Origin of the sequence: Streptomyces sp. A 4/2, from assembly GCF_940670765.1 — a bacterium.
In the GTDB taxonomy this organism is placed as follows: Bacteria; Actinomycetota; Actinomycetes; order Streptomycetales; family Streptomycetaceae; genus Streptomyces.
Map to the genome: position 1 here is coordinate 145,131 of NZ_CALNVW010000020.1, position 12,982 is coordinate 158,112.

The 12,982-nt window shown below is 69.4% G+C and carries 13 protein-coding genes and 2 pseudogenes; 10 read left to right on the forward strand and 5 right to left on the reverse strand.

Annotated features, from left to right (window positions below; genetic code table 11):
* Window positions 1–331: 331 nt before the first annotated feature.
* Window positions 332–607, forward strand: a complete 276-nt coding sequence (locus NBY69_RS15360; protein ID WP_250301460.1) for a hypothetical protein — start codon at window positions 332–334, stop codon at window positions 605–607.
* Window positions 608–948: 341 nt separating this feature from the next.
* On the opposite strand, the gene NBY69_RS15365 is transcribed toward NBY69_RS15360, so the two are convergent.
* From NBY69_RS15365 to NBY69_RS15375, 3 genes are all read right to left on the reverse strand, one after another.
* A complete protein-coding gene (locus tag NBY69_RS15365) occupies window positions 949–2,157 on the reverse strand; it encodes an MFS transporter (protein WP_250301461.1) in 1,209 nt (402 codons plus the stop codon).
* Between the two features lie 65 nt (window positions 2,158–2,222).
* Window positions 2,223–2,411 carry a hypothetical protein gene (locus NBY69_RS15370; RefSeq protein ID WP_250301462.1) on the reverse strand — a complete coding sequence of 63 codons (189 nt, stop codon included), beginning with the start codon at window positions 2,409–2,411 and terminating at the stop codon, window positions 2,223–2,225.
* A 39-nt stretch (window positions 2,412–2,450) separates the two neighbouring features.
* Window positions 2,451–3,455, reverse strand: a complete 1,005-nt coding sequence (locus NBY69_RS15375; RefSeq protein ID WP_250301463.1) for a YafY family protein — start codon at window positions 3,453–3,455, stop codon at window positions 2,451–2,453.
* Window positions 3,456–3,518: 63 nt separating this feature from the next.
* On the opposite strand from NBY69_RS15375, the gene NBY69_RS15380 reads away from it, so the two are divergent.
* A complete protein-coding gene (locus NBY69_RS15380) occupies window positions 3,519–3,905 on the forward strand; it encodes a VOC family protein (RefSeq protein ID WP_250301464.1) in 387 nt (128 codons plus the stop codon).
* Window positions 3,906–3,949: 44 nt separating this feature from the next.
* Here NBY69_RS15380 and NBY69_RS15385 read toward each other — a convergent pair whose 3' ends face one another.
* Window positions 3,950–4,357 (reverse strand): VOC family protein, encoded by a 408-nt coding sequence (locus tag NBY69_RS15385; RefSeq protein ID WP_250301465.1) that lies wholly within the window; start codon window positions 4,355–4,357, stop codon window positions 3,950–3,952.
* A gap of 338 nt (window positions 4,358–4,695) precedes the next feature.
* Between NBY69_RS15385 and NBY69_RS15390 the strand changes: the two genes are divergently transcribed.
* Window positions 4,696–5,277, forward strand: a complete 582-nt coding sequence (locus NBY69_RS15390) for a DinB family protein (RefSeq protein ID WP_250301466.1) — start codon at window positions 4,696–4,698, stop codon at window positions 5,275–5,277.
* A 181-nt stretch (window positions 5,278–5,458) separates the two neighbouring features.
* Here the strand turns inward: NBY69_RS15390 and NBY69_RS15395 are convergent.
* A pseudogene (locus tag NBY69_RS15395) lies at window positions 5,459–5,865 on the reverse strand (SDR family NAD(P)-dependent oxidoreductase).
* 97 nt (window positions 5,866–5,962) lie between these two features.
* Between NBY69_RS15395 and NBY69_RS15400 the strand changes: the two are divergent.
* The 7 genes and pseudogenes from NBY69_RS15400 to NBY69_RS15430 all read left to right on the forward strand — a co-directional run.
* Window positions 5,963–6,128: pseudogene (locus NBY69_RS15400) on the forward strand (transcriptional regulator); the annotation flags it as partial.
* Window positions 6,129–6,398: 270 nt separating this feature from the next.
* On the forward strand, window positions 6,399–7,025 hold the full coding sequence (locus NBY69_RS15405) for a hypothetical protein (RefSeq protein WP_308409486.1): 627 nt from the start codon (window positions 6,399–6,401) through the stop codon (window positions 7,023–7,025).
* Window positions 7,022–8,785, forward strand: coding sequence for a GH3 auxin-responsive promoter family protein (locus NBY69_RS15410; protein ID WP_250301467.1), 1,764 nt, complete (start codon window positions 7,022–7,024; stop codon window positions 8,783–8,785). The genes NBY69_RS15405 and NBY69_RS15410 overlap by 4 nt, the downstream gene beginning before the upstream one ends.
* Complete coding sequence (locus NBY69_RS15415) at window positions 8,782–9,639, forward strand: SAM-dependent methyltransferase (RefSeq protein ID WP_250301468.1); 858 nt, start codon at window positions 8,782–8,784, stop codon at window positions 9,637–9,639. Before NBY69_RS15410 ends, NBY69_RS15415 begins: the two co-directional genes overlap by 4 nt.
* Window positions 9,640–9,776: 137 nt before the next feature.
* Window positions 9,777–10,895 (forward strand): hypothetical protein, encoded by a 1,119-nt coding sequence (locus tag NBY69_RS15420; RefSeq protein WP_250301469.1) that lies wholly within the window; start codon window positions 9,777–9,779, stop codon window positions 10,893–10,895.
* Entirely contained in the window at window positions 10,892–11,680 is a 789-nt protein-coding gene (locus tag NBY69_RS15425) for a DUF6182 family protein (protein ID WP_250301470.1), read from the forward strand. The genes NBY69_RS15420 and NBY69_RS15425 overlap by 4 nt, the downstream gene beginning before the upstream one ends.
* A 635-nt stretch (window positions 11,681–12,315) precedes the next feature.
* Entirely contained in the window at window positions 12,316–12,903 is a 588-nt protein-coding gene (locus NBY69_RS15430; RefSeq protein WP_250301471.1) for a hypothetical protein, read from the forward strand.
* Window positions 12,904–12,982: the final 79 nt, after the last annotated feature.

Genomic DNA, 12,982 nt, shown 5'->3' on the forward strand with positions numbered 1-12,982 from the left:
CTTGCAGGCCGAAGTGTCCGCCGCGGAAGGCGACGGGAGACCACTGATTCCTGCAAGTCTCCGACGGTCCGTACCCGGGCAGTCAGCTCATCGGGGACAGTAATGCCCAGGCGCACTTGGAGGGTTTCCACGACTGCGGAGACCGAACCGGGCCGACTGGCCGCGAAGTTCCCGCTGGTCCACGGTGGTCGTCCAGCAGGCCGGGCGTACGCCCGTCGCGTCCCTCTTCGCGCTCCGCCGAATGCCGTAACGGTCGCTGGGAAGCGCTCGCCATGATCAATAACCTGACGCCCGGACCGACACGGGGACACGGCACATCTCCGACATCTCGGTGACCAACTCCGGCCGGATCCTTGCGAGTTCGGCAGCCGATGCCGGTGACGACGGCCCGTTCGACTCCGCGGTGAGCGATGCCGGGCGGGTGACCGTGTCGGCTGCCGGCCGGGTCCGGGTGACGCTCGCGGCGCACCCGACCGTGCTCGGGACTTTCCCGCAGTACAAGATCGAAGGAGTGGAGTGCCTGCCCGGGTCCACCGACGCCGTCCTGGGCACCGACGACGAGAACCTCGGCGGATTCCTGCGGACCATGCCGTTCTGCGAAGCCTGACCCGGGTCGCCGTAGGCAGCCCGCACCGAAACGGTGGAGGTCGGCCGGCTGATTCGGGGGCCGCGTGACGTGGCGTCGGTCTCCAAGGGCCCGATGGGGGTAGTGGAGACCGGCGTTGCGCGCCAGAACAGTGCCATGTCAGGCCCCCGCCGTCCGCTCGGCGGGCACGACCGGGGCCTGACGTGGCTGTCGCGGCTTGCCTTGTCCGTCCCCGGGATCGCGTCGAAGCATGGCATCCGGCGCACCGGAACAACCTGAAGCCGCCTGGGCGGACAGCGGTGGTGCCTGACCGGGCGGAGCGACACAATGCCGGGTCACCGCGGGGTACACCTGCCGGAACCTCACAGGTCCAGGCCGTCGGCGCCGGCGGAAACGGGCTGCTTGCTGATCCCGAAACGGGCGAGGCCGGATGCGGCCGCCATCGAAGCAGCCGCGACGACGAGCACCGTCCCTGAGCCGAACGCCCGGGAGACCAGGCCGGTGACCGCGGCGCCCACGGCTCCCCCGAGCGACATGAACGAACTGATCCAGGACTGCGTCTCAGCTGCCATGTTCGCCGGGGACAGATCGCCCGCGGTGGCGAAGAGGGCTACGAACGTCGGGCCGAGGGCGAGGCCCATGACCGCTGCTGCCGCCACGAGCAGACCCCCACCACCTTGACTGGCCGCGGCGACAAGGAGCGTCCCGAAGCACAGAGCGGTCAGGGTCACCGGCAGTCCGGCCCGGCCGGCCCAGACAGGCGGCAGCGCGCCCAGGACCAGGCCGCCTACGACGCTCCCGACCGCCATGCCGCTCAGCAGTACGCCGCTCATCATGGGCGAGCTGTGTTCCTGGGCCCAGGCCGGGAAGGCCAGTTCGACCGCTCGGACCGCGAGAAAGAACAGCACTGCCGCGGTCATCGTGTGCCTGAGCGGGACGCTGCGCAGCGGTCCCATCCAGTCACGCGCGGCGGGCTGCTGATTCCGTTGCTGAGGAACGTGGCGCGAGAGCAGCAGAAGCGTCGCACTCGTGCTCAGCAGGGCCGAGGCTGCCAGGCCCGCCCACGGGGCGACGGCGGTCACCAGGAACGCCGCGAGCGTAGGACCGGCGACGAAGCCGACGTCGGTCAGGACTGCATCGAGTGACAGGACGGTGGTCCGCAGATCACCTGTTGCCAGCGAGCGCCACATGAGCCGGGTGACGATCTGGACGGGCGGGGCCGAGATCCCTGCGACCGTGGCGCAGGCCGCCGTCGCGGAGAACGAACCGCGAGCTCCTTCGTTCAGCACGAGACCGGTCAGCGCCGTCAGATAGAGCAGCAGTGCGGGACACATGACCCGGGCGTAGCCGTACTTGTCCATGAGTCTGCCGCGCAACGGCAAGGTCGCACTGGCCAAGGCGGACATGGAGACGACGGCAGCTGCCCGCCCCATGCCGCGGTAGTGACTGACCTCCAGCAGGAGAGCGAGTGCAAAGATTCCGGGCTGGAGCTTTCCCGCGACCGCGGCGAACAGGGACGGGCCGAATCCCGGTAACGAGAACAGGCGCCGGTAAGCGGAAAGCAGTCTCATACGTCCCCCATGGGCCTTGCACGATTTCGTACGTCGGGCAGTCGGCTCTTTCATACCGCCCTGGATCAGTCGCCGTGAGCGAACCGGCCAGGAGGACAGCAGCAAGCCCGCAACCGTCGCAGGTCCGGAGCGCCCGTTCCGCCGTTGATCCCGGATGGGAATGAATCTTTCGCGCCGATGTCGAGACCGGCGCGCTGACGGAAGAGGAGCGCAACGCCGTGATGCAGGGGCACGGCGATCAGCGTGTACTTCACACCTGCGCTCCTGACCTCGCGGACGCCCTCCCGCAGACGTCACTCGCCTACAAGTCGGTTCCGGTGGACGGGATTCGACGTCGTTCCGCCGCCGCTCTCGTTGTCCGTGACGAGCTCCCGGGTACGGCGCAGCAATGCCTCCCGTACGTCGTCCGGGGACAGCACCCGTAGCGGGGTGGCCAGGCTGAGCAGGTATCCGGCGAGCCCTTCCGCATCGGGGCCACCGATCTCGACGACGGTGGCGTCGGGGCTCTCCGGGCGATGGGTGCCGACCGTCGGCGGGACCAGCCGCAGCGCCTCGTCCATGGGCAACGGGAACCGGACGGTCGCACAGAGCGTGTAGACGCCGCTCGCGATGGACCGGGAGACGAGCAGGACCGGATCGGGCGGGTCCCGGAGTTCCACCCGGTGCCCGGTCGGCCGTATCCGAGTCACCCGGTCGGCGCGGAACGTACGCCACTCGCACCGTGCCACGTCCTGGGCGACGAAGTACCAGCGGCGCCCTGTGTGTACGAGGCGGTACGGATCGACCTCACGGGTGGTGGCCTTCCCCTCCCGGTCGCGGTACGAGAGGGAGGCGCGCTCGCTCCGGCGGCACGCGGTGGCCAGTTCCAGCAGCATGCCGGGCGCGACCTGCGGCTCGTCGGGCCTTGGGGTGTGCACGAAGGCGGCGTCCATCTCACCCAGTCGGTCCGCGATCCGCGGTGGAAGGACCTGCCGCAGTTTCAGCAGCGCCGACAGCGCGGCCTGGTCACCACCGAGCACGCCGCTGAGCGCGGCCTCGCGCAGCCCGACTGCCACAGCGAGCGCCTCTTCATCATCGAGGATCAATGGCGGTACCCGGGCCCCGGCTCTGAGGCGGTAGCCACCCCACGGCCCGGGGTCGGACTCGACTCCGTAGCCGAGTTCCCGGAGTCTCGCGATGTCCCGCCGTACCGTGCGCTCGGTGACCGCCGTCCGGTCGGCCAGTTCGCCGCAGGTCCACGACGGCCGCGCGGACAGCAGGGAGACCAGTCGCAGCAGGCGGACGGAAGTGCTGTTCACACTCCGAAGTCTCCCGCATGACCAGGACCGGACCTGTCCTGGTCACGTCGTAGCTTCTCTTCCATGAGCACTGGAAACACATCCGCACCCGCGATCCGCTACTCGGCCGTCACCTTCGACTGCCCGGACCCCGCCGAACTGGCCCGCTTCTACGGCGAAGCCCTTGGCCTGCCCATCGCCTTATCCACCGACGACTTCGTCCTGCTCGGCCAGGAGGGATCAGCCGGACTGGGATTCAACCGGCTGGCCGACTACCGGCGTCCCACCTGGCCGGACCCTTCGCAGGAGAAGCAGGCTCACCTGGAGATGGGCGTCGACGACTTGGATGCCGCCCAGGCCCGGCTGCTCGCGCTGGGGGCCGTCGAACCTGCGGCCCAGCCGGAGCCCGACCGGTGGCGGGTCCTGCTGGACCCCGCAGGGCACCCGTTCTGCATCTCCACCCTGGTTTGAGGAATCCCCCACCTGTCCCGGCCGGTCGCCACTTCACCAAGCCGTCAGCTACTGCTCGTGGTTTCCGTGAGGTGGTTTCCGTACGGACGGGTGATGATCTCCATCCCGTGCCCGGCCGGGTCCATGAAGTACAGGCCGCGCCCGCCGTGGTGGTGGTTGATCTCTCCCGGCTGCTTCCGACGGGGATCGGCGTAGTACGTGATCCCGGCCTGCTCGATACGGGCGAAGGCCGCGTCGAACTCCTCGTCGGAGATGAGGAAGGCGTAGTGCTGCATGGTGATCGACTCCGCCGGGACGGTGGCGAAGTCCAGGGTGACGCCGTTACTGGTGGCGACGGGAATGAACGGGCCCCACTCGGCCCCGACCTCAAGTCCCAGTACATGCGCCAGGAACGCGGCCGACTCCCGGTTGTCCCGGGCATGGATGATGGTGTGATTCAGCTCGACTGACATGCGTGGAATGCCTCCGTAAGGCAGTCTCACGGGCACCTCCATGCCTCACCCGGTCGGTGACCGACACGCGATGCCGTGCCCGTGATCCTAGGCAACGCTGTCAAGGGTGTCGAGAGCGTAATTGAGTGCTCGCCGATGGCGACGGCACAAGGTCACCAACACGCCGGAGCGGAACGAGAAATGGTGACGGGCGGATACGAGCGAGGGGCGTTGGTGGAACCAGCGTGGCCGGGCTCGGCGAGAGGCCAGAACGTGCATGCCGCTCTGGCCGGTGCCATGTGCGGCTGAGCTGAGCCCGGACACGCGACCACCGACGGCGCGTGGCAGGCTCATGGCCCATGATCGATGAATTCGCGAAGGAATACCTGCACGGCGACCTGCGGGAAGCCCGCGAGGCGATACTGCGGAAGCTCGACGGGTTGCCCGAATATGACATCCGTCGCCCCCTGACCGTGACGGGAACGAACCTTCTCGGCCTGGTCAAGCACCTGTCGGTCTGGGAGTCCAGGTACTTCGGCGAGGTCTTCGGCCGCCCGTTCCCCGAGCCCCTGCCCCGATGGGACGACGTCGCCCAGCGCGGCGCCGACCTGTGGGCGACCAAGGACGAGACGCGCGAGGAGATCATCGGCCGTTACCGCCGCGTGTGGGAGCACTCGGACGTGACGATCACTGCGCTCGCCATCGACTCCCCCGGTCACGTGCCCTGGTGGCCACGCCCTGACGTGAAGCTGTTCAACATCCTGGTCCACGTGCTCACCGAGACCAGTCGGCACGCAGGACACGCCGACATCCTGCGCGAGCAGCTCGACGGCACCACGGAGGCAGCAGCGGAACACTCAGATCCGCAGCGTGAGGCGGCATTCCGGGAAGAACGGCGCGCGACGATCGAGCGGGCCGCCGAAGCGGCCTCCCAGGCCTGACCGGCCAACGACCCGGCCCGGCCGGTGCGTCACGAGAAGCAGTCGCTCATCGGCCCGCTGCGGGGCGATACCCCCTGGCAATGACCGTCTCGATCACGGCGTGTTGGGCACGGTGTTCACCCGGCCGCCACGGGCGCCCGTCCCCGTACCGGGCCGGCGTCCTCCGCCTGCCGTCCCTCTCTCACCAGGGAAGAAGTCCCGCGACGTCGAAGTAGCCACCGGTGGGACCGTCGGGGCGCACCTGCGCCATGCGGACGATGATCTCGGCGCCCTGACCGACGGTCTGCATGCCGGTGTTCCCGTTCAGGTCGGTCTTGGTGAAACCGGGCTCGATGCCTGCTGCGTTGTTGACCAGTACGTCCAGCCCTCCGTCGGCCGCCACGGCCTCGGCCGCCGCCTGCACGGAGGCGTCGTCGGTGACATCGAGCCGGACCACCCGCGCACCCAGCTGCTCGGCGGCCCGGCGCCCGCGTCCGGCATCCCGGCTTCCCGGCTTCCGATGTAGACGGTGTGGCCCGCGGCGACGAGCCGACGGGCGGTCTCGTAGCCGAGGCCCTTGTTCGCTCCGGTGATCAGTGTTGTTGTCATGCCTCCACGATGCGGCGCAGCCGCGCGGTCAGCCATCGGTGTGCGGCCGGGCTGCGCCGGGAGGAGCCGGCGCTGCCTGGCCGGCATCCCGGCCGGGGCGCAGCCCAAGACCATCGGCCATCCGCAGGTGGGCGCCTTGACGCTGGACGGCGACGTACTGGGTCGCGGGCAGCGGCCTGCGCGTCGTGGTCCACAGGGCCGAGCCCGGCACCGAGGACGCCGAGCGCCTCGCGCTCCTCGCCGGGCCCGGCGCCCAGGGTCTCGCCCGTTGTCGCTCCGCTCGGCGGCAAGTCGGGTCGCCGGTGGTGGAATGCCTCACTTGGGCAGCCGAGTCCCGAAATCGTTGCAGCCGCACCAGGCTCTCTCCAGCACGGCCCGAGACGATTGATCTCCACTGTCCGACGAACGTGCAGGACGCACTCAAGGCGGACGCGATTGCCATCGGCTTCAGTGGTGGCGCGGGTTTCACCTGGTCGTGCCCGGTTGTCCAGCGGGTCACCGACCGAGCGCGCGGAAATCGAGGGAGTGTCATGATGGACCGTCAACTCGTTGTACTGCTGGGGCCCGACTATGCCGGGAAGTCCTCCGTCATGGCGGAACTCTCGGCCGCCCTGCCTGGCTGGCAGACGCTGTCGACCGACAGTGAACGCGTCGGTGCCGAACACCAGTTGATCGCCCGGCTGCGCCGCAATGTGGTCGAGGACGTCCTGCCGGAACTCGGAAAGGCCTACTCGGCCGAGTTCCTCGCAAGTCTGCTGCAGACAGCGGTCGTGCACCTGCGGGACCAGGTGGAGCGCGCGGATCCCGGCACACCGCTGCTGGTGGACTCCTACTACTACAAGATCCTCGCGAAGTGCCGGCTGGCCGGCCTCAAGGACCACCCCCTGTACGGCTGGTGGCGTGCCTTCCCCCGACCGAGCGCCGTGATCTATCTGGACGTTTCCCCGGAGTCCGCCTGGCGCCGCTCGGACGGCGGACGGCGTCTCAACTCTCTGGAGCACTACGGCGAGAGCCCCGAGTGGTTCGCCTTCGAGAACTACCAGACGGACCTCCGCAAACTGATGCTGGAGGAGATACGGGGGCTACCGGTCACCATGATCGGGGAACAGCCGGACGCGGCCGGGACCGCCGACGCCGTGCGGGAGGTGCTTGCCGCATGAACGCCCTCCAGGGCTGGGCCTCCCCGGACCACGCCGACCGGTACCGCCGCCGGGTGTTCGCCGAGCGCAGCCGGCTCGCCGCGGAACACACCGACATGCGCGGCATGCAGCAGCGGGTCCTCGCCGATCTTCTCGAATTCAACGCGGACACCGAGTTCGGCAGGCAACACGGCTTCCGGAACATCCGCACGATCGACGACTACCGCAAGGCCGTCCCCGTGCAGGACTACGCCGCGCACGGCCCGCTGATCGAGCGCATGGCCGCCGGGGAGGAGAACCTGCTGAGCGCTGATGCTCCGGTCGTGTACTTCACCAGCAGCGGCACCACGGGCGCACACAAGAAGATCCCGGTCACCCGACGGTTCATGCAGACGACGTTCTTCCCCTTCTACTACGCGGCGTGGGCGCCGCTGATAGAGCACTACCCGGACGTGATGCGTCGGCCGGACGCCGTACTCAACCTCAAGCACGACCCGCTGAGCGCGCCGACCACCACCGTCAGCGGGCACCCGCACGTCGGCGCGAGCCAGGTAGATCTCGGCACCCGGTTCGGCGAACCGCTCTCGGCCGAGCTGGGCACGGCGGCGCCGTGGGCGACCCTGCCGGTGGACGTCGCTCCCGACGACCATGTGCAGAAGATGTATCTGCGCCTGCGGCTTGCGGTCCAGAGCGATCTGCGGGGTCTCATCGGTATCAACCCGGCGATGATCGCTGCTGTTCCGCACCAGTTGAACCTGTGGTGGCCGCGGATCGTGAAGGAGGTACGCGACGGCACCGTGGGCGGGGCGCCGCACGGCTCCCCGGATCCGGAGCGCGCCGCCGAACTCGAACGTCTCGCCGAGTACTTCGGTGTGGTCCGGCCGGCCCACGTGTGGCCCCGTGTGCGTGCGCTGTTCTGCTGGACCACCGGGGTGGCCTCGCTCTATCTGCCGGCTCTGCGCGAGCAGTTCGGTACCGGTGTTTCCGCGCTGCCCGCCCCGGTGGCCGCTTCCGAGGGTCCGGTCGGCGTGCCGTTGGACCGGAACGGCTCAGCGGGCAGCCTCGTCCTGTCCGCGTCCGTCTACGAGTTCGTGGATGCCGAGGCCGACCTCGGCCCCGACGCCGAGACACTGCTGCCGCACGAACTCCAGGAAGGCCGCGACTACCACGTGCTCTTCAGCCACGTCGGCGGGCTCTACCGCTACGCGGGCGGCGATGTCGTACGCGTCGTGGACCGTGTCCGCGGCGTCCCCCGTGTGGAGTACGCGGGGCGCGGGACGCGGTCCGACGCGGTGGGCGAGCGGCTGCGTGAGGCACAGGTGATCCGGGCCCTGCAGGCCGCGTCGTCGAGTACGGGGCTGCCCCTGCGGAATGCGGCATGCCGGGTGGAGCAGGATCCCCGCGACGCCGCCGCGGCCGTGCAGGCACGGCCGGGTACCGCGGCTGCGCGGTATGTGTTCGCCGTCGCTCCCGAGACTCCCTGGGACGCGGCCGAGACCGAGCGGTTCACCTCTCTGGTCGACTCCGCCCTGTCGGCGGAATCCGCCGGATACGCGCGGGCACGGTCGGACGCCGCACTCGCACCCGCACGGCTGCGGCTGCTGGACTCCGATTCCTTCGCCCGTGACTGGCACACCTCGGTCGGCCGGGGCATCCGTCCCACACAGGTCAAGGACCGCCTGTTCCGGCAGAGCGACGCCCAGTGGCAGCAGCTGACGGGCACCGACACCACGACACGGCCCGCCGGGCGGGGACACGACGAGCGAGGACAGCAGGCATGACGGACACTCTGAATCCGGTCGAGAAGACCGCCCTGCTCACCGCCGCACTGCGGGCCGCCGAGACGGCGCGGGACGACCGGCTCTACGACGACCCGTACGCCGCCCGGCTGGTGGGCGAGACGGGCCCCGAGCTGCTGGCGGAGGTACGCAGGGCGACCTTCCCGGCGGACCGGCCGGGGGATCTGCCCAGTACCCCCGACTACAACGCGATCAGGACCCGGTTCTTCGACGACTACCTCCAGCGGGCAGCCGCGGAACCGGGCATGACCCAGATCGTGCTGGCCCCCGCCGGTATGGACTCCCGGGCCCACCGGCTCGCGTGGCCCGGTCACATCCGCTACTTCGAGGTCGACCGTCCCGCCGTACTGGAGTTCAAGGCCGGCCGGCTGCGGGGCGCGGTCCCGCAGGTCACCCACACCACCGTCGCGGTCGACCTCACGGCGGACGACTGGGAGGATCAGCTTCTCGCGGCCGGTTACGACCCGGCTCTGCCGTCCACCTGGCTCCTCGAAGGCCTGCTCTACTACATCCCCGAACGCGACACACGGCGCCTCCTCCAGCGCGTCGCCGCGCTCATGGCCCCCGGGAGCCGCATCGCCGCGGATCTTGTCAACACCGCGGCCCTCACCCTTCCCGACATGCGCGGACTGCTGGACGTGTTCGACGGCTGGGGCTGTCCTTGGGTGTTCGGCAGCGACGAGCCGGAAGCGCTGTTCGACGGCTACGGATTCGACACCTGCGCCGTCCAGCCGGGCGAGCCCGGGGCCGACTTCGGACGCTGGCCCGACCCCGTCCCCGAACGGCAGGTCAAGGATGTGAGCAGGGTGTTCCTCGTGCACGGACAGCGGCGATGACCGCCGCCTCGGCCGTTGGGCGAACCAGCCCGACCGGGCCAGCCACGGCGTCGGCGCCCTCCGGGGCCGACGGGCCGCCCCCACCGGTCCGACGGGCGCTGCCGCACCCCACCGCCCCGGCTGCGGAGGCGTGAACCGTGCTCAGCCGTCACCGTGTCCTGCTCGCCCCCATCACCGTCACGCCCTCCAAGCCATTGACGCCCAGTCACCTCAAGGGGCTGCTGTGGACGGACGTGATGTTCCGGGCCACCGCACACCTGGCAGATGTGACCTACCGGTACAGCCACACCACCTACCATCCCACCGAACAGACCCTCGGATTCTGGGAGTACCTCGACCGGACCCGGGGTGACATCGACTACTCCGCACTCTCGGAGGAGGAGATCGGCGAGTTCTACGTGCAGTACCGGGGCGAGACGACCCGCCCCGGCGCCGATGCCCTGCGTCCGTACGCCGAAGCCGTCGAGATGAACGGCTGGGTGCACGCCGCCGGCGCCCGCGTACTGAGCCTCTGGGCAGACCATTACGCCCGGCTGGGCATGCACGACCCGGGCCTGACGAGGCATCAGCCTCCCGGGCTCGGAACGGAGGACATGCTGAAGCAACTGGCCTCCCTCGACATGGGGCTGGACCAGCGGGACAGCGGCGGGCCCGTGTATCTCGACGCGACCCGGTACGGCCTGCCGCTGCGCCAGATCATCGCCGCGGACGGGCGTCCGAACTATCTCGCCTGCGCCCTGCGGGAATTGCTGCCGCTCGCCGCCGACCACGACGAGGTGGTTCTCCTGTACGACCGGGAACTCGATCCGGACTACCAGTTGCTGGAACGCGTACTGGCCGCCACCGGGGCATCGGTGCACCGGATCCAGATCGGCCGGGTGCCCATCGACGGGCGCGTCACCTCCGCACGGCACGGTGGCTGGCACGACCACACCGTGGGCGCCCTCCTCCGCTCGACCGGTCCGGACTGCGACCCGTCGGTGCTCCGGCTCGGCATGCGACTGTACTTCGTCGCCGTGCTCGGACCGGGCCAACAGCAGTCGTTCCGGAAGGACTTGCTGATGAAAAGTCTCAGACGGGCCGAACAACTCCTCGACCGGGCCACCACCGGGGGCGACGCGGAGGACAACCGCGACACACTGCGGCGGCACCGGGGGGACCACACCTACGTCGACCCCTACCGGCTGACGTCGTCCCTCCTCGGCAAGGGGCGCCAGGCACCCGACCACACCCTGCTCTCCGGGGTGTTCGTATGACTCTCACACCCGAACTGCTCCTGTCCACAGCCGCTCGGCGGCTCCGGGACGTGCGCCCCGACCTGGCGGATCTGGACCTGTCGAGCCCGGAGTGTCTGCAGGCCGCGAAGAAGCAGATCGCGGACCGCAGCGCTGCCGAGCACCGCGACGAGGCGAGCGTCGTGGCGGTCATCAACCGATTCCGGCTCGACGACTGGGTACGCGAGACCTGCCGATTCGCCCTGTCCCTGCCGTCCGAGCAGGCAGAACGCTGGCGACGCTCCTTCACCCGAACCATCTACCTCGCGGGTCGCCCGGACAACCTTCAGGAGCGGTTCTCGTTCGCCCACATCGCCGCCGACGGATCAGCGGCCTGGACCGGCCCGGCCGTCGACGGGGACACGGCAGCACTGCGCAGACTGCTCAAGACGTTCAACGGGCCGCGCCCCCTGGCCATGTGGTCCCCGATGACCGTCGAGGTCCCCGGGCCGGACACGGTGGACGGCACGGATCCGACCCACGAGACGCAGAATCGCGGCCCGAAGCGCCCCGAGCGCCGTTCCGTGCACCGCGACCTCTACGTCGCCACGGCGGGGCTGACGGTCGCCGACGTGCTGGTCCAGCTGAACCACCACCTCGCCGAAGCGGTCCTGGACTCACTCGTCGCCCCGGGAGACCACCTGACCCTGCACTCCGTACCGCGCCTGCCGGGCCCTCCCACCGCCTACGCCGCACTGCGTGTCGACACCGACATACGCCGCCCACACGCACTCCAGGCGTACGCAGGGCTGACCGAGGAGACCTGACCTGGCGGGTTCTCCTGCCGGACGTCAGGGAGTTGTCGGGTCCTCCACCAGAGCAGGACGGACGCCGTGACCGTCACATACCGTCCGCTGAGCGCGCTGCTGGACTTGCGCCCGGCGGACGGCGAGTGGTGACGCCGGTCCCGTCGGGCGAACAGCGCTCCGAGACATACCAGCAGCGGCCCACACGGTTATGCCCGCGGACGACGAGGGTGATCGCGTAAGTGGCGCGCGAGTTGCAGCGGGTGTGGCGTGTGCACCTCCCGGGCAACCCACACCATGTCTGTTCGGACGATCCGAAGCTGCCGCAGCCGCCACGGTCGAAATACGACTCGAACTTGGTTGCTCCGGATTTCGAGGTGGCGTTCCCCGTCGTCACACGGACGGCGCCGCCCACCGGGACCAGCACCTGGAGCCGTACCCGCCGGGTCCCTGCCCGACCACCTGCAACCTCGTGGCACGGCAGGTAAGACTTTGAATACTCGTGCAACGTGATCGAACAGAAATGGTCCCGCCCGCATTCAATCGGGTACCGCTGAAGAATTGTCTTCGATGGTGTGAGTAGCATCCCCACCACACCCATTCGACACACAGCGAAAGACGAGGACCTCATGTCTACGGTCAACACTGCCTCCGGTGTGAAGGCTGAGTACACACAGAAGGTTGCCAGTGATCTGGCAGCCAATCAGAGCGAGCAGGACCGCGTCCGGGCGGAACTGTCCCGGCTTCAGGAGGAATTGGTTCAGCTGGAGGACAGCGGACAGGTTCTCGTGAAGATGCAGAACCTCCTTGAGACCTCTGCCGGGACGGTGACTGCCGCCGGCAAGAAGTCGGCCAAGGTGCCCGGAGCGCGCAGCCCCAAGAGCAAGGACGCGGGCAAGAAGGCGGGGCGCTCGTCGAAGACCGCAGCGGAACCCGCACGCCGCGGGGCGGCCCGCGCCAAGAAGGCTGCCCCCGCACAGGGTGCGAACCAGCCGACGTGGATCGAGCTGATCAACACGTACCTCGCCGGGCAGAACGAGCCCAAGTCCTCCACCGAGATCGCCGCCGGGGTGGCCGAGGCACACCCCCAGCGAGGTATTCAGGTGACCGTCGTGCGCAACACGCTGGAGCAGGGCGTCGCACGCGGTCTCATCGAGCGCTCCAAGCAGGGCCGGAACGTGTACTACCAGGCCGCACCCACCGGCGCCGGGACCGCGGACAGCGACAAGGCAGCCACGGCGTAGGGGGAGCCCGCGCCAGGCGCCGGGTGAATCGTTCCTGCCTGTGGGGTACGGACTCGGGCTGCCGCCCGGGTCAGCGTGC